Raw genomic sequence first — 20,066 nt, forward strand, 5'->3', positions numbered from 1 at the left:
GAAAACATGGTGCTCCAGATGAGTAAATGCTGACTGCATGTTACCGGAATAGGTAAACTGATGGCGGACGAATAAGTATTTTTTGCATGGGGAATCATGTTTCCCCGCGCACTATTGCAACAGATAAAAACATAGAAAGAAAATTTATGCTAGCAACGGACTCCGCACTGGTGCTCTTTAGCGGTGGGCAAGATTCCACCACCTGCCTGGCCTGGGCCTTGAAGCACTATAGCCGCGTGGAAACCATCGGCTTTGATTACGGCCAGCGCCATGCGATCGAACTGACCGTGCGGCCCGGCGTACTGGAACAGATGCGCCAGCAGTCACCCGAATGGGACAGCCGCCTGGGCGAGGATCACATGATCGACCTGTCGCTCATTTCCGCCATTTCCGATACGGCCATGACGCAGAACGTCGAGATCGTCATGCAGGAAAACGGCTTGCCAAATACCTTTGTTCCTGGACGCAACTTGCTGTTCATGACCGTGGCCGCCACCGTGGCGTACCGCCGCGGCTTGACGGTGCTGGTGGGCGGCATGTGCGAGACGGATTTCTCCGGCTACCCGGATTGCCGCGACGACACGATGAAGGCCCTGCAAGTGGCCCTGAATCTGGGCATGAATACACGATTGAAGCTGGAAACGCCGCTGATGTGGCTGGACAAGGCGCAAAGCTGGGACCTGGCGGAAGACCTGGGCGGCCAGCCGCTGGTCGACCTGATCCGTAGCGGTACGCATACGTGCTACCTGGGCGAGCGTGGCGAGCTGCACGACTGGGGCTATGGCTGCGGCACCTGCCCCGCCTGCGCCCTGCGCGCGAATGGCTACCAGCAATACGCTGCGCGCAAGGCAGCAAAGTAAAAAACAGCTTGCGCCGTTTCTTCAAGCGGCGCGGCAGGGGGACACGCCATGCTGTGGTTTTTGCCACAGGAGCGTCTTGCCATGAAATCCCTCTTTGCCGCGCTGTACGGCCCCGTGTTCTGGGCCGGCTTCATCGGCGCCGCCAGTTGCCTGGTCGCGGTGTGCGACTATTCTCTCTGGGTCTTGCCGCCCTTGCTGCTGCTGGCCCTGCTCACTTCCTTTCTTGCCGAACGCTGTCTGCCGTATGACGGCGCGTGGAACCACGATCACGGCGACGGCTGGCGCGATACGCTGCATGCGTTCGTCAATGAAGCGCTATACCTGCTGGGCCTGGCGGCGTTTCCCTTGCTGGCCGGATACCTGGCGCTGGGAGACTTCTGGCCCGGCACCTGGCCGTTCTGGCTGCAATTGCTGCTGGCCATCCTTCTCGCCGACTGCGGCATAACGCTCGTGCATTACCTGAGCCACCGCTATTATTTTCTGTGGAAACTGCATGCCGTGCACCACAGCGTGACGCGCCTGTACGGTTTTAATGGCTGGATGAAACATCCGCTGCATTTGCTGCTGGAAGCGACGGGCGGCATGCTGCCCTTGCTGCTGCTGGGCATACCTGAGAAGGTCATGGCCGTGCTGGCGTTTGCCGTGGCGATCCAGTTGCTGCTGCAGCACGCGAATGTCGACATGCGCATGGGGCCGCTGCGCCACGTGTTTGCCTGGGCGCCCCTGCACCGTTTTCATCACATGAAATACGGCACGGCCGGCGACGTGAATTTCGGCTTGTTCTTTACCTGCTGGGACCGCCTGCTGGGCACGCGTTTCGATGCCCCGGATTACCGCATGCGGGGCGAGGACCTGGGCATCGGCAGCCGTCCCGATTACCCGCCCGCATATGGGGCGCAACTGCTGGAACCGTTCCGAGCGGAAGAGGGCGTGCGCGCACCCGAGTTGCCGGTCGGCTTGAAGCAGGCGCTCAAAGGCGTCATCAATCGAGCAGCTTGACGTTGAGCTGGCGCAAGCTGCGGTCGGCGCGCACGCCGAACAGGCTGCGCATGGTGCGCGAAAAATGCGCGGCATCGGCAAAGCCGGCGCCGTGGGCCGCGTCCGTCAAGGTGCTGCCGAGCAAGATGAAACGGATGGCCAGGCGCAAGCGGCGCCACAGCACTAGCCGCCGCACGGGCAGGCCCAGCTGGGCGCTGAACAGGCGTTCCAGCTGGCTCAGCGACAAATGCGCCGCCTCGGCCACGGTGGCCGCGCTGACCTTGCCCGACAGCAGCGCGTCGACCTTGTCCAGCGCCCGCCGCAGGCGGGGATCGGGCAAGTCTTCGCGTGGCTGGGCCTGCAGCGCGGCAGCCAGATTGTCCAGGCTGGGCACGCCTGCGCTGCCGGCCGCGGCCAGCAGGGTCGCGCCGCGCAGGCGCTGCGGTTCCGCATAGATGGTCAGCATGGGCGCCGGCGCGCTCAGGATGGCGTGCGGGCGCAGGCTATCGACCAGCAAGTGCCGCGCCGTGTGGACGATGCCGTCGAGCTCGGCCGTGAAAGGCTCCCCCGTGCTCAGCATCAGCTGGTGCGCATAATGGGCGTGGCTGTCCGTGGCGCCTGCTGCGCCATGCAAGATGGCAAAGTCCGGCGCCAGCCAAAGTGTTCCCTGCCAGCTATCCTGTTGCAAACGCGACTCCCAGGTGATGGATTGCGGGGCGATCATACCAGCCGGCGGGGATGGTTTTCATGGCATCGAATTTTCCTGGAGTACGTATCGTTGCATTGATGAAATATGTGATTTTTTTAATACAATATTCAGCATTGCATGGCTGCCCGCTGTAACGTACTATCATTCTCATCGACTACCGATGGTAGTCGTGCAGCCCGCTGCCAGCCATGTTGCTGGCCGTGTAGCGGTTTGATGTCCGTTCTGCTTGTCCACCTGTCATGCCTACACGTGCGTCTTCGTCGTGGTTTGCCTGGCCAGTATCGTACTGGGTGGGACCGCGCGCGTTGGCAGCGCTGGTGCTGGCGCTGTGCCTGGGATTGACGTACGGCGCCTGGCGCAATGCCGACGATGCCAGCGAGCAGCAGGTGCAGGCCGATTTCGATTTCCGCGTGCGCGAACTGGTGGGCAACATCGTCGGCCGCATGCAGACCTATATCCAGGTGCTGCACGGGGTGCAGGGACTGTATGCCAGTTCGCAGGAAGTCACGCGCCGCGAATTCCATGCCTACCTGGCGGTGCAGCAGGTGGACCGCCACTTTCCCGGCATCCATGGCATCGGCTACCTGCCGCTGTTGTCCGGCGGCGCCCTGGCGCGGCACGAGGCCGGCGTGCGCGCGGACGGCTATCCCGGCTATGCCGTGCGTCCGCACGGCCAGCGTGCCTGGCATGCGCCGATCACCTATCTGGAACCTTTGAGCGAGAGCAACCTGCTGGCCTTCGGCTACGACATCGGCTCCGAACCCGTACGTCGCGCCGCGCTCGAACAGGCGCGCGACACGGGGCAAGCCGCCATGACGGGAAAGATCCACCTGGTGCAGGATGGCGGCAGCGCCCAGGCGCATGGCTTCCTCGTCGTGCTGCCCGTGTATGACAATGGCTTGCTGCATGGCAGCGTGGAGCAGCGCCGCGCCGCCTTGCGCGCCTGGGTGTTTGCGCCATTTCGCATGGGCGACCTGATGGCGGGCGTGGGAGGCGAGAGCGCGCGCCAGCTGGACCTGGAAATCTATGACGGCGCGCAACTGGCCGAGGCGGCCCTGATGTATGACAGCTTGCCGGGCGCCTTGTCGTCTGCCGCCTCGGACAGCCTGGTGTCGCAGCAAGCGATCAGCATCGCCGGTCATGCCTGGACCTTGCGCGTGCGCGCCATGCCGGGCTTTGATGGCGAACTGCTGGCGCGGCCCCGCCTGGTGGCCTTGACCGGCGTGCTGGCCAGTATCGTGCTGGCGCTGGCCGCCTGGCTGCTGGCGGCGGGCCGCGCCCGCGCCCAGGCGGCGCTGGCGCGTTCGAGCGAGCTGACCGGCCAGCTGGAGCAGGGGCAGGCGAGCGTGCTGGCGATGGCCGAGGCGGCGCAGCGCAGCCAGGCCATGCTGCGCAGCATCCTCGATTCGACCATCGACGGCATTCTGGTCGACAATACCGAGGAACGCATCTTCACGTCGAACCGGCGTTTCCGCGACCTGTGGCAAGTGCCCGACGCGCTCGACTGGCAAGCCGATGGCGCGGCGCTGGTGCGCCATGTGGAAAGCCAGCTGGAGCAGGCGGCGCCTTTCCTCGGAGCACGCGTCCATGCGCCGCATGGCCACCGCGAACGGCGCGACGTGCTGCACCTGCGCGATGGACGGGTGGTCGAGCAATATGTGCGCAGCATGCAACTGGGCAATGAGCAGGCGCGCTTGTGGACCTTCCGCGATATCAGCGAGCGCAGCCAGATGGAGCGGCGCGAACATACGCGGCGGCAAGTGCTGGAAATGCTGGCCACGGGCGCGCCGCTGGAACGGGTGCTGGAAAGCGTGGTGCTGAGCGTGCAAGCCGACCATCCCGCCATGCTGTGCAGCATCTTGCTGCTCGATGAAAGCCGCCACCGCCTGGTGCTGGGAGCGGCGCCGGGCTTGCCCGCGTTTTTCAACCTGTCCAGCCATGGCCATGACCTCGACACCCTGCAGGGCGTGCATGGCATCGCCGCGCAAGCCGTGCGCGATGGTCAGCGCGTGATCGTCGGTGACTTGCATGCGGATGCGCAGGAGACGATGGAACTGGCGTGGCAGGCCCAGCTGCAATCGTGCTGGGCCGAGCCCGTGCGTGGCGGCTCGGGCAAGCTGCTGGGCGTGCTGATGGCGTATCACCGCCATCCGACCTTGCCGGGCGCGGCCCATCTGGCGCGGCTGAGCGAGGCGGCGCACCTGGCCGGCATGGCCATCGAACAGGCGCAGGTGGCGCTGGCCCTGCGCGCGGGCGAAGCGCGTTTCCGCAGTCTGTACGACCATGCGCCCGTGGCCCTGTGGGAACAGGACTGGTCGGCTGTGCGCGCCGCGCTCGATGCTCTCGAGCTAGCCGGCGTGCACGACCTGGGCGCCCACTTCCAGGCCAATCCGGATGCGCTGCGGCAACTGGCGGGGCTGGTGCGCATCATCGATGCGAACGGCGCCGCGCTGGCGCAGGTGCGCGCCAACGAGGATGACCAGCGCCGCGGCGCGCTGGGCCTGGCGCAGAATTTCGACGACAGCGCCTTGCCGCGCTTTGGCGATGCGCTGCTGGCGCTGGCTGGCGGCGCCCACCTGTTCGAGTGCGAAAGCAGCTTCGTGCGTCTCGATGGCGCGGCGAGGCAAAATGAATTGAGCTTGCTGGTGATGCCCGGCCATGCGGACAGCCTCGATTTCGTCATGGTGTCCTCGCTCGATATCACCGAGCGCAAGCGCATGAACGCGGAACTGTTGCAACTGGCCACTACGGATTTTTTAACCGGTTTGCCGAACCGGCGCCACTTCATGGCGTCGCTGGAAAACGAGCATGCCCGCTTGCAGCGCGAACTGGCCAGCTGCGCCAGCGTGCTGATGCTCGACATCGATCACTTCAAGCGCGTCAACGACGAGTATGGCCATGCCGTGGGCGATACCGTGCTGCGCCACCTGGGCGCGCTGATGTGCCAGGCGCTGCGCAAGGTCGACGTGCCGGGCCGCGTGGGTGGCGAGGAATTCGCCATCTTGCTGCCCGGCACGGATTTGAGCGCCGCCGCCGTGTTTGCCGAACGGTTGCGCCGGCGCGTGGCGGAAAGTTCGCTGACCATCGATGGTGGCATTGTGATCAGCATCACGGTGAGCATCGGCATGGCCGCCATGGCCGGTACCGATGCTGATTGCGAAGCCGTGCTGGCGCGTGCCGACGAGGCGTTGTATCGGGCCAAGCGTGGCGGGCGCAACCGCATCGAACAGAATGATGGCGGTAGCGACGGCGTGCTCAGCAAGTTCATGGCGCAGTGATTACAGGCTGTGCTGACGCGCTTGCGCCTGCTTACGGTTGCGGCTGACGATCAGCCAGACGATGGCGACGGGAATCAGCAACGGCAGCAGCACGGGCGTGCTCAAGGCCAGCGCCAGCACCACGCACAGGGCCACGACGGCGATCAGCACCACGCCGACTCCCGCCAGGACCACGCCCGTGATGATGGCGGCGCACACCACCGCAATGGCGGCGATCAGCAAGCCACCGCCGGCAAACACCAGGCCGAACAGCCACTCCAGCGGCCCGTCGACATCGTCGCCGTGGAACTGCATGTGCATGTCGCTGCCGCTGATCTTGTCGAGGAACAGGCAGGCAAGCATGACGATGAGGACGAAGGTGAGCAATTTTTTCATGGTAAGCCTCAGTGTGTGGGTGATGGGGTGTTGCATGGTCACACTGTAGGGGCGCGCCCGGCTGGCCGCCAGTGGCGTGCGACAGGCCGTCATTTTCACGGTATGGAAGGCGCTGGGGACAGAAAAACGCTGATCTGGAACAAGATTTCTTTTCTTGTAATGTGCGCAAGCCGTCCTATACTGAACACCTCAGTCTCGCAAGGAGGGCAACATGCTTTTGTTTGCAGATACCGGGGATCAATCGCTATCCCTTTCCCACCATCGAAGCACGCGCCAGCGTAGCGCCAGGCAGTCCTGCGCCGAGCCCGTCGGCGCGCCATCGGCGATACCGCCGATCATCATCAACCCCTTCAATTACCATGCGCCGCTGCCGGCCATCGACCCGCGCTGGGTGCCGCCCGGTCCACCGCTGACCTGGCCCAACCGGCCTGCCATGTCCATGTGCTGATGCGTGGTCGTTGCAAGACATGCCTCGCCTGGTAGTGACAAAAGCCCGCAGTGCGGGCTTTTGTCGGTGCATGCCTGGAATCAGGATGGTTTGCGGCGCAGCATGAAGCCCAGCAAGCCCAGGCCGGCCAGCAACATGGCATAGGTTTCCGGTTCGGGCACGGCGGCGATGAAGGCGTGGTTATCGCTTTCAAATGCATCCTGGCCTGTCGAGTGGAAGGCGATCGTGGTAAATGTTGCCCCTTCGCCCGCCCACGCGTTCACATACAGGCCCACCGATTGATCACCATTGGCGCTGACACTGCCCAAGGTGGCGATTTGCGATCCCGTCAAGGTGACCGTGCTTTGATCTCCCATGGTGAAGACGACGCTGTTATACGCGTCTGGCGAACCCATGTAGAAACCAAAATAGCTCAATCCGCCACCGAAGGTAGCGACGCCAGGGGTGATCTGGCCATTCGTCACGCCGACGGAATAGAAGGCCGTCAGATCGTTCGGTGGCTGCGCGGCATAGCTTGGGTGATCGCTGGTAAAGACGTTACCCGTGTAATTGCCGGGTACGAGGCCATCATTGAAATCGATGGTGGTGGCGCCCGCGACCGACGTGACCAGCCCCTCGCCTGCCAGTACCGTACCGCCGGTAGTGAAGGTGGGAATTGCGCTGGCGCTGCCTGCGGCGATGGCGAGCGTGGCGCAGGCCAGAGTGGACAAGATTTTCATGTTGATTCCCTCGAATGTATTGGTGTACACAGCTATTTTTATCAGGAACGACGAAAGTGCCCGGCGTGGCGAGGCAGTGCGGCGCGCGGGGACGAGGGGCGTCGCAGGAGAAAAGAGTTTCTGGAGGCCAAGCATTACTACATGCAATATTTAAATATAAAAAACACAATTCAGATTGCAAAATAATAATAGGTTTACTTGAGAAATATCAAAGCGCGATTGCTAGAGTAAAGCTACTACATTGATAGCTTGTCTTCTTGCCGGGATCGACTATGGCGGGCCGCGCCTTACCTTGCGGCAAGGCGGCACGGGCGGGCGTTTTCGACTATCATGCTAGCCCCGACCTTCCATCACGAGCACCGCCATGAGTACCGATTTCCCCGACTTTTCCGACGAAGCAGCCGAGCAGGACAACGACGCCCCGATCCAGGAGCCGCGCCTGTGGGTAGGCAATGGCTGGACGGCGCGCGTGATCAAGAACGAGGAAGATGAAGGCTGGGCCGTGGCCATGATCAAGGATGGCGAACCGGAGCCGGCCCTCGTGGGTCCGTGGACCATGGGCCGCGACAAGAAAAACCCGAAGCCGCTCGACGTCAACGCGTTCAATACCTTGGTCAAGACGGCGTCGGAAGTGCTGCGTCGCCATGAGCAGCAGCTGCATGCGCAATTGCACAAGAACCTGTTTGTCGCCACGGACGAGGGACAAGTCAAGGTGATGTTCGACATCGTCCCCGACGAAGACCACCCGTACGCGGAACTGAGCGCCTACGACGCCGACGGCGAACAGATCGCCAAGGTGCGTACCTCGGCCGCGTTCAAGTTCAACGCCACGTCCGCAGCGAACTGGATCGAGGGCGGCTACCGCCGCCCGTAGTCCGGCACCGCCGCTACATCTGCACCGCTGCGCCTTCGCGTGAGGCGGACATTTCCACCTCCTCTTGCCGGCGGTACGCGAGCCGGTACAGCAGCGGCAGCACCAGCAAGGTCAAGGCCGTCGACGACAAAATGCCGCCGATCACCACGGTGGCCAGCGGGCGCTGTACTTCGGCGCCCGTGCCCGTGGCAATGGCCATCGGCACGAAACCCAGCGAGGCCACCAGCGCCGTCATCAGCACGGGCCGCAAGCGCGTGATCGCCCCTTCCCGTATCGCCTCCTGCAAGGGCATGCCCTGTTCGCGCAGCTGGCGGATGTAGGCGATCATCACCAGGCCGTTCAGCACGGCCACACCGGACAGGGCGATGAAGCCGACGGCCGCCGAGATCGACATGGGGATGTCGCGCAGCCACAGGGCGACGATGCCGCCCGTCAAGGCGAACGGGATACCGCTGAACACGAGCAAGCCATCCTTCACGTTGCCGAACATGGCAAACAGCAAGACGAAGACGAGGGCCAGCGCCACGGGCACCACCAGCTGCAGGCGTTTCGTGGCCGACTGCAACTGTTCGAACTGGCCGCCCCAACTGGTCCAGTAGCCGGCCGGGATGGCCACCTGCGATTGCAACTGTTGCGTGGCGTCGGCCACAAACGAGCCGATATCGCGTCCGCGCACGTTGGCGCTGATGACGATGCGGCGCTTGCCATCCTCGCGGCTGATCTGGTTCGGCCCCGGCGCCACTTGCAGGCTGGCCACTTCACCGAGCGGGATGAAGCGCGCACGGCCTTCCGTCGCCGCGCCCAGGGGCAGGGCGATGGGCAGGCGTTTTAATTGCTCCAGGTCGCTGCGCAGGCTGTCGGGCAGGCGCACGACGATGTCGAAGCGGCGGTCGCCCTGGAACAGGGTGCCTGCCTCTTGCCCGCCGATGGCCGTGGCAATCGCCGCTTGCACGTCGGCAATGTTGAGACCGTATCTCGCCGTCTGCTCGCGGTCGATCTGCACCGTCAGCATGGGCAGCCCCGTCGTCTGCTCGACTTTCACCTCTGTTGCGCCGGCAATCTTGCCCAGCACACCGGCGATCTTCGCCGCCGTGCTGTCGAGCACGGCCATGTCGTCGCCGAACAGTTTCACTGCCACGTCGCTGCGCACGCCGGAAATCAGTTCGTTGAAGCGCAGCTGGATCGGCTGCGAAAACTCGTAGTTATTGCCAGGCAAGCTGGTGGCCGTCGCTTCGATTTCCGCCAGCAATTGCTCGCGCGATTTTCCCGGTTCCGGCCACTGATCGCGGGGCTTGAGCATGATGTAGCCGTCGGAAATATTCGGCGGCATGGGGTCCGAGGCGATCTCGGCCGTTCCCGTGCGGGCGAAGACGCGCGCGATTTCCTTGTGGTTTGCCATCAGCTTGCTTTCCAGCTGTTGCTGCATGGCCAGCGATTGGCTCAGGCTGGTGCCGGGGATGCGCAGGGCCTGGATGGCGATGTCGCCCTCGTTCAGGCTGGGCACGAACTCGCTGCCCATGCGCGTGGCTAGCAAGCCCGACAGCACGACGGCCACCGCCGCGCCCGTCAGCACGACGGGCGTGTTGCGCATCACCTTGTCCAGCAGCGGCGCATACCAGCGCTTGGCGGCGCGCATGATGGCGTTTTCCTTCTCCGCCACCTTGTCGCCGATAAACAGCGCCACGGCGGCGGGGATGAAGGTGATCGACAGCAGCATGGCGCCCAGCAGGGCGATGACGACCGTCAGGGCCATCGGCGTAAACATGCGGCCTTCCACGCCCGTCAGCGCAAAGATGGGCAGGTACACGACCATGATGATCAGCTGACCATACAGCAAGGGGCGGCGCGCCTCTTGCGATGCCGCAAACACTTCGTGAAAACGTTCCTGCAAGGTCAAGGGCCGTCCCAGTTTTTGCTGGGCATGGGCCAGGCGGCGCACGCAGTTTTCCACGATCACCACGGCGCCATCGATGATGATGCCGAAATCGAGCGCCCCAAGACTCATCAGATTGGCGCTCACATGGTATTGCACCATGCCCGTAAACGTGAACAGCATGGCCAGCGGAATCACCATGGCCGTGATGACGGCCGCGCGGATATTGCCGAGGAACAGGAACAGGATGGCGATCACCAATACGGCGCCTTCGAGCAGGTTTTTCTTCACCGTATTGATCGCCTTGTCGACCAATACCGTGCGGTCATACACGGTGACGGCGTGCACGCCTTTCGGCAGGCTGCGGTTGATTTCCACCATCTTTTTGTCGACGGCTTGCGAGACGGCGCGGCTGTTCTGTCCGATCAGCATGAAGACGGTGCCGAGCACCACTTCGCGGCCGTTTTCCGTGGCCGCGCCCGTGCGCAATTCGCGCCCCAGCACCACGTCGGCCACGTCGCGGATGCGGATGGCCACGCCCTGCACATTGGCGACGACGATGTTGGCGATGTCGCTCTTTGAGGCCACCTGGCCCGGCGCGCGTATCAGCAATTGCTCGCCCTGCCGTTCGATGTAGCCGGCGCCCACGTTGCTGTTGTTGCGCTCGAGCGCCGTCACCACGTCTTGCAGGCTGATGCCGTAGGCGGCCAGTTTTTCCGGGTAGGGCGCCACCTGGTATTGCTTGGCGTAGCCGCCGATGGCATTGATTTCCGTCACGCCCGTGACATTGCGCAACTGCGGCTTGATGATCCAGTCCTGGATTTCGCGCAAGTCCGTCGGCGTGTACGGCGTGCCGTCCGGCTTTTTCGCGCCCGCCTGCGTTTCCACCGTCCACAGGTAGATTTCGCCGAGGCCCGTGGAGACGGGCCCCATCTTCGGCGTGATGCCGGCCGGCAGACTTTCCCTTGCTTCCTGCAAGCGCTCGTTGATCATCTGGCGCGCAAAATAGATGTCCGTGCCATCCTTGAAAATCACGGTCACTTGCGACAGGCCGTAGCGCGACAGCGAGCGCGTCTGCTCCAGGTTGGGCAAGCCGGCCATGGCCGTCTCGATGGGGAAAGTGACCCTCTGCTCGGTTTCCAGCGGCGAATAGCCGGCGGACTGGGTATTGATTTGCACCTGCACATTGGTGATGTCGGGCACGGCGTCGATGGGCAGCTTTTGATAGCTGTAGATGCCCAGGCCAGCCATGGCGGCCACGGCCAGCATCACCAGCCAGCGCTGGTCGATGGCGAAGCGGATCAAGCGTTCAAACATGATGGTTTCCTTTAGTTTGACGTGATCAGTGTTCGTGGCCGGCGGAATCTTTGCCCAGCTCGGACTTCAGGACAAAACTGCCTTGCGCCGCATACGGCGTGCCAGCGGCCAGGCCCTGCTTGATATGCGTCAATGTGCCATCGCTGCGGCCCGGCACCACGGGCGTGGCCTGGTAGCCATCTTTGACCTGCACGAAGACGACGGGCTTGTCTTCCACCGTCTGGATGGCCGTGCTGTGCACGGTGACGGGCGCGTCCGCTTCGCCGGACACCACTTCCACCGTGACGAACAGGCCCGGGCGCCACGCCATGTCGGGGTTCAGCAAGCTGATGCGTGCCTTGGCCGTGCGCGTCTGTTCGCCCAGCAAGGCGCCCACATAGGTGATCGTGCCTTGCGCGCTGGCATCAAAAGCGCTGGCTTTGACTTCCGCCTTGCCTCCCATGCGCACGGTGGCCAGGTCTTTCGCCGGCACGGCGATTTCCGCCCACACGGTCGACAGGTCGGAAATGACGAAGATGTTCGCGTCTTCCTTGACGGCTTCGCCCAGGGTGATGTGTTTTTCCAGCACCATGCCGTCGAACGGCGCGCGGATGTCGTAGCGGTTCAGCGGCCCTTTGCTGGTACTCGTGGCGCCCAGCGCGCTGAGCTTTTGCTGCGCGTTCTGCACGGCGATTTCCGCTTCGCGCCACGCCTGCTGCGCCTGCAGATAATCCTGTTCGGCCGAAATTTTCTCGCGCCACAGTTTTTCTTCGCGCTCATACGTGGAACGGGCCAGCGACAGGCGCCGCTGCGCCGACAGCAGCTCGCTGCGCTGTTCCGACAGTTCCGTGCTGGCGATGACGGCCAGCACTTGCCCCTTTTTCACCAATTGGCCCAGGTCCGCGTGCACGGCTTCCACCACGCCGGCCAGACGCGGCACGACGTGGGCCGTGCGGTCTTCATTGAAACGGATTTCGCCGGGCAGGGCGACCGTCGTCTTGATGCGACCGGGCGCGGCCGTAGCGATGACGACGCCGGCGGCCTTGCTTTGCGCGGCGCTCAATTCCAGCTTGCCTTCCACTTCTTCGTGGCCATGTTCGTCTTTCTTTTCAGCATGTGCTTCCGCCTTGACGGCAGGGACCAAAGGGGCGCCGGACTTGCCCGTGCCGAGGATGAGGATGGCCAGCACGATGCCGGCGGCGGCGATGGACGCGATGGCGATCGTCTGTTTTTTGTCGAGTTTGATATTCATGGTCGGGGATTCCTTACAGGGGAGCTGGTGCGCCCAGCAGGCGCTCGATGTCGGCGGCGGCCTGGTGTGCTTCGGTGAGGGCGCGCAGGTATTGGTTTTTGGCTTGCAGCAAGGTGCGCTGGGCATCGAGCACGTCGAGGAAGGCGAACTTGCCGAACTCGAAACCCTTGCTGGCCGCGTCGTAGGCGCTTTGTGCGCCAGGCAAGATGTCCTGGCGCAAGCTTTCCACGTCGAGCCGGGCCGTGGCCAGGCGTTCGGTGGCGGCGGCCACGGCCGTTTGCACGGCGATGCGGGCGGCGGCCAGCTCGTCGCTGGCCTTGTCGCTGCGGCGCAAGGCATCGAGCTTGTTGCCCGCATTGCGGTCGAACAAAGGCAGCGGCAGGGCCAGGCCGATGATGGCCTGGTTGCGGCCCAGTTCTTCCGAGCGCTTCATGCCGATACTGACCGTGACGTCGGGCGTGGCGCGCCGCTGTTCCACGTCCAGCATGGCTTGCCGCTGGGCCAGCGCGCTCTGCGCCTGTCGCACGGCCGGGGCTTGCCCAAGGCGCGCTGCCAGTTCGCTTGCCTGGGGCAGCTCTGGCAAAGTTTCCAGGCGTCCCTCGGCGATACTGAAGCGTGGCGTGGCGTTGCCCCACTGGGCGGCCAGGCGTTTGCGGGCACTGGCCAGGGTGCTGCGGGCCAGGTTCAGCTCCAGCCGCACGCTCGCTTCGGCGACACGGGCGCGGGTTTCCTCGACGGGCGAGGCCTTGCCGGCCGTCACGCGGCGCGCCGTGATGTCGCTGGCGCGCGCGGCCAGTGCCTGTGCGCTGTCGGCCAGGCGCAAGCCTTCCTGCGCCGCCAGCACGTCGACAAAGGCGGACGTGACGGCCGCGCGCGTGTCGGCTTGCTGCAGGGACAGGCCCGCTTGCGCCAGGTCTGCGCCGCGCTGGGCGACGGCGGCGCGCGCCCCGCGCTTGCCGCCCAGTTCGATCAACTGGTTCAGCTGCACGGTGGTGCTGCGCGTGGCGCGCCGCGTGTCTTCCAGCACGGTTTGCAATTCCGGATTGGGCAGGGCGCGTGCCTGTTGCAACGCGCCGCCTTGCGCCGCCAGCTCATGGCGGGCGGCCGACAGGGTGGCGTTGCCGCCTTCGGCCAGCAGCAGCGCGGCGGGCAAGGTCAGGGGGCCGGCAGGCTCCTGTGGCGCTTGCGCATGGGCAAAGTTGCCGGCCAGCAGGCCAGCGGAGAGCAATAACAGATAGATGGAACGGTGCATCGAATTCTCCAAGGTATGGAAAAAGAATTCGACGGGACGCGCAGGCTTGCGCCTGGCTTACAGCGAAAAGTGATTGAAACGTCCCGTCGGCCTAGGTGGCCGACGACCAGTCAGGGCGCTTGGGAGCGTCCGGGATGTGGGAAGCGTAAAAGAAGGGGGAGGTGTCCGCGTTCACGGACGCCATGTCACCGATGGGCAGGCTGGAGCCGGCCGGCAGCCATGCATGGCCGATGCCGTGGCAGACGTTGCAATCGCTGTGCGGCTGGCCTTTTTTCTGCTGGTCAGCTACCTTTTTGTCACCGGCGGGTTGCTTGTCCGCATCTGCCTCGGCCTTGTGCTGGTGGCTGTGGTGGCCCAGGTGCTGCGCCGCCTTGCCTTCCTCGTGCAGGCAATACGCGCTCGCCGCGGCCCAGGACATCTGGAGCGGAAGCACGAACAGCAGCAAAATGAGGAAGAATCGGCGCATGGTGACGGCTATTGTACAGAAAGAAGCGCTTAACGTGGCTGGGCGCGCCACACCTTCAGTTGCGCGGCGATGGCCTTGCCCTGGAACAGCTGCGGCTCGGAATGCTCTTCCGCCTCCATGCCGCCTTCGCGGAAATCGGCTGCCTCGCGCGCCTGCACCAGCCCCCTGGCCTGGTCGAACGCTTCGGCAAAGCCGGTGCTCTTGGGCAAGGCTTCCTTGAAATACGCTTCGCTGAAGTAGGTGAAATCGTTCTGGTCGTCGCAGCCGAACGAGGTGCGGTCGCTGCGTGCGGCCGTGATAATGAGGGTGTTGTCATCTTTCAATGGCGCAATGAAGCCGCCCGCATAGCAGGCCGAGATCACGATGACTTTCCAGCGGATGCCGCTGTGCTTGAGCATGGACGCCAGCTCTTGCGCGGGCAGGCTGTGCAGGTCCATGCCGTTTTGCGCCAGCGCCAGTTCGTGCTCGGGCGAGCCGTGGCTGGTGAGGAATAAAAACAGGATGTCGTTGGCCTTGTCCATTTTCGCGCCCAGCGCGTCGAGGCTGGCTGCGATACTGGTGCGCGTGGCCATCGGCTGCTGCGCCACCGTGTTGCGGCTGTTGACGAGCATCAAGGAGCGGCCCACGGTACCGTAATCGCGGTCGAACTGGCGCTGCACGAAGGCCGTTTCGCGGTGAAACACTTCCTGCGCGCCATCGCCGGCCACGCCCAGCAGATACAGATTGATTTTCTTCGCCGCATCGCGCGGCGCGATCCTGGCCAGGGCGCTGTCGAGCAGGGCGCGCTGGTTATACAGGGCCAGCTCTATATTGTCGCGCGTGAGCTTGTCCAAGGCCGGGTCGTCCAGCTGGCCTTCCGTCCAGTTGCCGCTGTCTTCGCGCCGGCCGTCCGCTTGCGCCACGGCGTAGCGCAGCACGCCCTTGCCATCGAACTGGCCATTCTTGAAGCCGCCCCGGTATTCGTCGCCGTCGGCCGTGCGCAGCACGCCTACACCCTCGAATTTCCAGTCTTTCAGCTCGCCTTCGTAGTGGATGCCATCGCTGGTGGTGACCCTGGCCTTGCCCTGCACCTGGCCCTGGACGAATTCGCCTTCGAAGACGGTGCCGTCCGTGTCGGTCAGCTTGCCGGCGCCGTGCGGGCGCCAGTGCTTGAAATGGCCTTCGAAGGTGGCGCCATCGGCGCCCTGGAAGCGGCCTTGTCCCTCGAAGCTGCCCTTGACGAAGCTGCCCGTGTAAATTTCGCCCTTGGGCGAGGTGTAGCGGCCGAGGCCATCGAAGGCGCCCTGGCGGAACGCGCCCGTGTATTCGACGCCGGACGCCTGTCGCAGCTTGCCCTGGCCGGAAAACACGCCGCGCGCAAAACCTCCTTCGTAGAACGCGCCGCTCGCGTATTCGAGCCGGCCCTGGCCATGCATCTTGCCCGTGACGAGGGGGCCGAAATAGCGTCCGCCATCGGCCGTTTCCGCCGCCGGCGCCTTGGCTGGCGCGGCGCACAGCGGCGGCATGCCCAGCGCGGCAAAGGCCAGCAGGCCGGCGAGGGTGTAGGGGCGAAGCGAGGCGCGTAGCGTGGCAGTCATGAGGACGGTCTGGTCTGTAGGAAGGGGCCTAGTCTGCCACTGTATTGCCAGCATGGCAAATGCGCGCGTGGCGTGTGTTGCTCTGCCTCAAGGCAAGATTCTGCGTTTTATGCCGTGCCAAGGCTGGGCTGAACTGATAATATTGATTTTCAGAACATATACTTGCACAAGGTACATAGTCACCCATGGAAAGCCGTCTCAGCCGCCTGGAAGCCGTTCAAACCGTGTTGCTGGAAATCGGGCAACGCTCGAGCACCTGCAGCGATATCAGCGAATTCCTGCAGGCGGTGCATGCGGCGCTGGGACGCATCATGTATGCCGCCAATTTTTACGTGGCGCTCAGCGACCACGACGATGGCCTCGTGCGCTTTCCCTACTTTGTCGATGAATTCGACGCCGCGCCCGATCCGGACGAGGGCGTGCGCCTGGCCAGCGCCGCGCAGTCGCCCACGGCGTGGGTCATCGTCAACCGCAAGCAGCTGGTGATGACGGCCGACGACGACGCCATGCGCGCCATCGGCGGCGGCGCCTGGGGCGGCGGCACGGCGGCCGAGCACTGGATCGGCTGCCCGCTGCTGGACCAGCAGCACCAGGTGCTGGGCGCCATCGTCATCCAGAGCTATGACGCGCAGCACCGCTTCAGCCTGGAAGACCAGGCCCTATTCGCGCTGATCGCCACGCATGTATCGAGCGCGCTGCAAGGCATGCAAAGCATGGACCGCCTGGAAAAGGCGGTGCAGGAGCGCACGGCCCTGCTGGCGCACGAGGTGGCCGAGCGGCGCCGCGCGGAAAACCTGCAGCATGCGCTGTATGAAATCGCCAACCTGTCGGCGCAGGCAGCCGATGCGACGACCTTGTACGCGCGCCTGCACGCCATCATCAGCGAGCTGGTGACGGCAAAGAATTTCCTCATCGCCCTGTACCACCCGGACAACAAGGACATCACGATCCCGTATTTTGTCGACGAGAAGGATGCGCAGGCGCCCGTAAAACGCTTTCATTACGGCATCGGCATGAGTTCGTATGTGCTGGCGCGGCGCCAGGCTTGCTTGCTCGATGCCGGCAGCTATGCGGCGCTGGTGGCCAGCGGCGAGATGGACGAGCCGCTGGGCAATACCAGCATCGCCAGCTGGATGGGCGCACCCATGCTGCTGGGCGAGCGGAAATATGGCGTGATCATCGTGCAAAGCTACGACGAATCTGTCGTGTATGGCCAGGCGGAACTGGACGTGCTGGCCTTCATGGCCAGCCACGTGGCCGTGGCGATGGCCCGCATCCAGGCCGACAGCGCCATGCGCCAGGCCAAGGAAGCGCTGGAAGAGCAGAACGCGGCCCTGAACAGCGCCCTGAGCGCCTTGCAGGAAGCGCAGTCGGAACTGGTGCGCCAGGAAAAACTGGCGTCCCTGGGGCGCCTGGTGGCGGGCGTGGCGCATGAAATCAATACGCCGCTGGGCATTTGCGTGACGGCCACCAGCCATCTGGTGCAGGAATTGAAACTCACGCGCGAAGACCTGGAGGGCGGCCAGCTCGATGAGGACGGCTTGCGGCAATTCTTCGACATCATCGACCAGACCCTGCGCATCATGACGACGAATACGCAGCGCGCCGCGGCGCTGGTGCGCAGCTTCAAGCAGGTGGCCGTGGACCAGTCTTCGGACGAATTGCGCAGTTTTAACTTGCGCAAATACCTCGATGAAATCCTGTTGTCCTTGCAGCCCAAGCTGAAGGGCAAGCCGGTCAAGGTGGAGATCGACTGCGCGCCCGAGGTGCAGCTGCGCAGCTATCCGGGCGCCGTCTCGCAGATCGTCACAAACATGGTGGTCAATTCACTGGTGCACGGCTTTGCCGAAGGCGAGCCGGGCAAGATCAAGATTTCAGCCAGGATGGCCGGCGAGATGCTGGAACTCGACTACAGCGACGACGGCATGGGCATGGACAGCGCCACCCTGGGCCAGCTGTTTGACCCCTTCTTCACGACCAAGCGCGGTTCCGGCGGCAGCGGTCTGGGTGCGCATATCCTGTACAACCTGGTGACGGGACCGCTGGGAGGGACGGTGAAGGTGGTTAGTGCGGCGGGGATGGGGTTGCATTACAAGATACGCTTCCCTCTGGAGCCACGTAGGTCGGATTAGGCCGCAGGCCGTAGTCCGACGCAGGCGGCCAAAAATGGCGGGCCGGAGACGCGAGCCTGAGAAAATGCCGATGGCGGCGTTGCAGCTCCTTGCCGTACATGCGTACTGTCTGCGTCGCTGCGCCTTGCCCTCGACATTTTTCAGGCCCGCTTGGCCCGGAACGCCCATGTTGGGGGCTTGGGCCGAAGCGTGTTTTGCCGGTGTGCGTATCGCTCAGCGACGTATGTTGGCTAATCGGGGAAGCGCTTGTTCAACGCCAGCGCTTCATCCAGATTCGCAATCAGCAACTCCACATACTGCGGGTCGAGGTGGCTGCCGCTCACTTCGCGCAGGTAGCTGACCACGCGCTCCAGGGGCCAGGCATCCTTGTAGCAGCGCTTGTGCATGAGGGCGTCGAACACGTCGGCCACGGCGGCGATGCGTGCGTATTTGTGGATGTTTTCGCCGACCAGGCCTTGCGGGTAGCCGCTGCCGTCGTATTTTTCATGGTGCTGGTGGGCAATCACGGCAGCCGCCTTCAAGAGCGGGCGCTGCGAACCGTCGAGGATGGACATGCCCACCGTCGGATGCTGTTTCATGATTTCCCATTCGGCCGCATCGAGCTTGCCCGGTTTCAGCAGCACGGCGTCGGGCGTGGAAATCTTGCCGATGTCATGCATGGGCGCCGCGTGGCGCAGCACCATGGTTTCCTCTTCCGACATGCCGGACGCCTGCGCCAGCAGCTGGCACACTTCGGCCATGCGGCGCACGTGGTTGCCGCCTTCGTGCGAGCGCGATTCGACCACGTCGCCCAGGCGCAGGATCAGCTCGGCCTGGGTATCGGTGATTTCCTGCGTCAGCAGGATATTGTCGAAGGCGATGGCCACGCCGGAACAGAATACTTCCAGCAACTGCGCATCGAGGTCGGAAATTTCTTCCACGCCTTTCAAGACCAGCAGCGAGGCCTTGCCGCTGCTGTTCGGGAAATAGCCGACATAGGTGTCGCCGTGCAGGCGCGAGATCTTGTTGCTCTTGGCGTCGTCCAGTTGCGACAGCAGGGAAGGGCTGAGGATGCCGTCGTCCGTGTCGCCGATCTGCGCGAGGATTTCATAATCCTGTTCGCCCGAGATGGCGCTGGCGCCGCGCAGGCGCAGCAACATGCTCGTTTCCAGGCGCAGCAGGGCGACGACTTGCTGCAGCAGGCCGCTGGCGAAGTCGCGCAGGTTGCGCTGCTTGAAAATGTGCGCCGAGGCGGCGATGACTCTTTCCAGTCCCTCGCGGTAATGGAGCTGGGCCTGGCGTGCCTCTTCCACCTTCATGATGTCGCGGTAGGCGCGCAGGGCGGCAAAGGTGGTGGTGAACAGCTTGGTGCGGTCCAGTTCCGTCTTTTCCTTGTAGTCGTTGATGTCGTAGTTGACGATCACCCGCTCTTCCGGCGCCTGTCCCGGCTGTCCCGTGCGCAGCACGATGCGCGTAAACTGGTTACCCAGGTCTTCGCGCATCCAGCGTGCCACTTCCAGGCCGCTGTCTTCGCGCTCCATCACCACGTCGAGAAACACCAGCGCGATGTCTTCTTCGCGCGCCAGCACCTGCTTGGCCTCGGCGCCGCTGTAGGCATGCACGAAACTCAGGGCGCGGCCCTCGAGGCGAAAACGGCTCAGCGTCAGTTTGGTGATGTCGTGGATGTCGGGTTCATCGTCGACGAGCAGGACTTTCCAGGGAGGTAACTTGGGCGAGGCTGAAGACAAAAATGACATAAGGGCGAGTTCCGCTAAAAGGCATAACTGACGCAATGCTGAGACGCCCGCGCCAGGCTTGCCTGCGCGCCACTACTGGCGTTGCGCGTTTTTCGGGCGCATTTTATCGATTGTAGACTGACAGCCAAGTATTAACAACAAGCAAGAATAATTGACTAAATTCATGCAACATGCATATCAAAAAAGCACTTTAAATCCACGCTGGCGACACTATCTATACTTTATCGCTTAGGCAACTATA

The 20,066-nt window shown here is 63.6% G+C and carries 15 protein-coding genes; 6 read left to right on the plus strand and 9 right to left on the minus strand.

Going from position 1 to position 20,066, the window contains the following annotated elements; all coding sequences use genetic code 11:
* Positions 1-146 precede the first annotated feature (146 nt).
* Positions 147-860 (plus strand): 7-cyano-7-deazaguanine synthase QueC, encoded by a 714-nt coding sequence (gene queC, locus AC3IQ7_RS04005; protein ID WP_099378554.1) that lies wholly within the window; start codon positions 147-149, stop codon positions 858-860.
* Positions 861-941: 81 nt separating this feature from the next.
* Complete coding sequence (locus AC3IQ7_RS04010) at positions 942-1,859, plus strand: sterol desaturase family protein (RefSeq protein WP_489208413.1); 918 nt, start codon at positions 942-944, stop codon at positions 1,857-1,859.
* Here AC3IQ7_RS04010 and AC3IQ7_RS04015 read toward each other — a convergent pair.
* Positions 1,843-2,562 (minus strand): helix-turn-helix domain-containing protein, encoded by a 720-nt coding sequence (locus AC3IQ7_RS04015; protein WP_099378556.1) that lies wholly within the window; start codon positions 2,560-2,562, stop codon positions 1,843-1,845. The genes AC3IQ7_RS04010 and AC3IQ7_RS04015 overlap by 17 nt on opposite strands.
* Positions 2,563-2,786: 224 nt before the next feature.
* Between AC3IQ7_RS04015 and AC3IQ7_RS04020 the strand changes: the two genes are divergently transcribed.
* Positions 2,787-5,825, plus strand: a complete 3,039-nt coding sequence (locus tag AC3IQ7_RS04020) for a sensor domain-containing diguanylate cyclase (RefSeq protein ID WP_489208414.1) — start codon at positions 2,787-2,789, stop codon at positions 5,823-5,825.
* On the opposite strand, the gene AC3IQ7_RS04025 is transcribed toward AC3IQ7_RS04020, so the two are convergent.
* The gene (locus tag AC3IQ7_RS04025; RefSeq protein ID WP_099378558.1) at positions 5,826-6,200 is read right to left on the minus strand and encodes a hypothetical protein; all 375 of its coding nucleotides are present in this window, start codon (positions 6,198-6,200) and stop codon (positions 5,826-5,828) included. It abuts the gene before it with no gap.
* Positions 6,201-6,411: 211 nt separating this feature from the next.
* Here AC3IQ7_RS04025 and AC3IQ7_RS04030 point away from each other — a divergent pair, with 211 nt between their 5' ends.
* Positions 6,412-6,648 (plus strand): hypothetical protein, encoded by a 237-nt coding sequence (locus AC3IQ7_RS04030; RefSeq protein WP_158301226.1) that lies wholly within the window; start codon positions 6,412-6,414, stop codon positions 6,646-6,648.
* An 80-nt stretch (positions 6,649-6,728) separates the two neighbouring features.
* On the opposite strand, the gene AC3IQ7_RS04035 is transcribed toward AC3IQ7_RS04030, so the two are convergent.
* Positions 6,729-7,367, minus strand: a complete 639-nt coding sequence (locus AC3IQ7_RS04035; protein WP_322426772.1) for an Npun_F0296 family exosortase-dependent surface protein — start codon at positions 7,365-7,367, stop codon at positions 6,729-6,731.
* A 364-nt stretch (positions 7,368-7,731) separates the two neighbouring features.
* Between AC3IQ7_RS04035 and AC3IQ7_RS04040 the strand changes: the two genes are divergently transcribed.
* Entirely contained in the window at positions 7,732-8,241 is a 510-nt protein-coding gene (locus AC3IQ7_RS04040) for a hypothetical protein (RefSeq protein WP_034753470.1), read from the plus strand.
* Between the two features lie 13 nt (positions 8,242-8,254).
* Here AC3IQ7_RS04040 and AC3IQ7_RS04045 read toward each other — a convergent pair whose 3' ends face one another.
* The 5 genes from AC3IQ7_RS04045 to AC3IQ7_RS04065 all read right to left on the minus strand — a co-directional run bounded on the left by AC3IQ7_RS04045 (position 8,255) and on the right by AC3IQ7_RS04065 (position 15,957).
* Positions 8,255-11,431: an efflux RND transporter permease subunit gene (locus AC3IQ7_RS04045; RefSeq protein WP_489208415.1), complete on the minus strand. Its 3,177-nt coding sequence runs from the start codon at positions 11,429-11,431 to the stop codon at positions 8,255-8,257.
* 25 nt (positions 11,432-11,456) lie between these two features.
* On the minus strand, positions 11,457-12,662 hold the full coding sequence (locus tag AC3IQ7_RS04050; protein WP_489208416.1) for an efflux RND transporter periplasmic adaptor subunit: 1,206 nt from the start codon (positions 12,660-12,662) through the stop codon (positions 11,457-11,459).
* Between the two features lie 13 nt (positions 12,663-12,675).
* Positions 12,676-13,914 (minus strand): TolC family protein, encoded by a 1,239-nt coding sequence (locus tag AC3IQ7_RS04055; protein WP_489208417.1) that lies wholly within the window; start codon positions 13,912-13,914, stop codon positions 12,676-12,678.
* A gap of 91 nt (positions 13,915-14,005) precedes the next feature.
* Positions 14,006-14,380 carry a cation efflux protein, CzcI family gene (gene czcI / locus AC3IQ7_RS04060; protein ID WP_099378563.1) on the minus strand — a complete coding sequence of 125 codons (375 nt, stop codon included), beginning with the start codon at positions 14,378-14,380 and terminating at the stop codon, positions 14,006-14,008.
* A gap of 29 nt (positions 14,381-14,409) precedes the next feature.
* Positions 14,410-15,957: a C13 family peptidase gene (locus AC3IQ7_RS04065; RefSeq protein WP_489208418.1), complete on the minus strand. Its 1,548-nt coding sequence runs from the start codon at positions 15,955-15,957 to the stop codon at positions 14,410-14,412.
* Positions 15,958-16,142: 185 nt separating this feature from the next.
* Between AC3IQ7_RS04065 and AC3IQ7_RS04070 the strand changes: the two genes are divergently transcribed.
* Positions 16,143-18,089 carry a GAF domain-containing sensor histidine kinase gene (locus AC3IQ7_RS04070; protein ID WP_489208419.1) on the plus strand — a complete coding sequence of 649 codons (1,947 nt, stop codon included), beginning with the start codon at positions 16,143-16,145 and terminating at the stop codon, positions 18,087-18,089.
* 230 nt (positions 18,090-18,319) lie between these two features.
* Here the strand turns inward: AC3IQ7_RS04070 and AC3IQ7_RS04075 are convergent, their stop codons facing one another.
* Positions 18,320-19,825, minus strand: coding sequence for a DUF3369 domain-containing protein (locus tag AC3IQ7_RS04075; protein ID WP_489208420.1), 1,506 nt, complete (start codon positions 19,823-19,825; stop codon positions 18,320-18,322).
* Positions 19,826-20,066: the final 241 nt, after the last annotated feature.

The organism is Janthinobacterium sp. GL_088, from assembly GCF_057837845.1.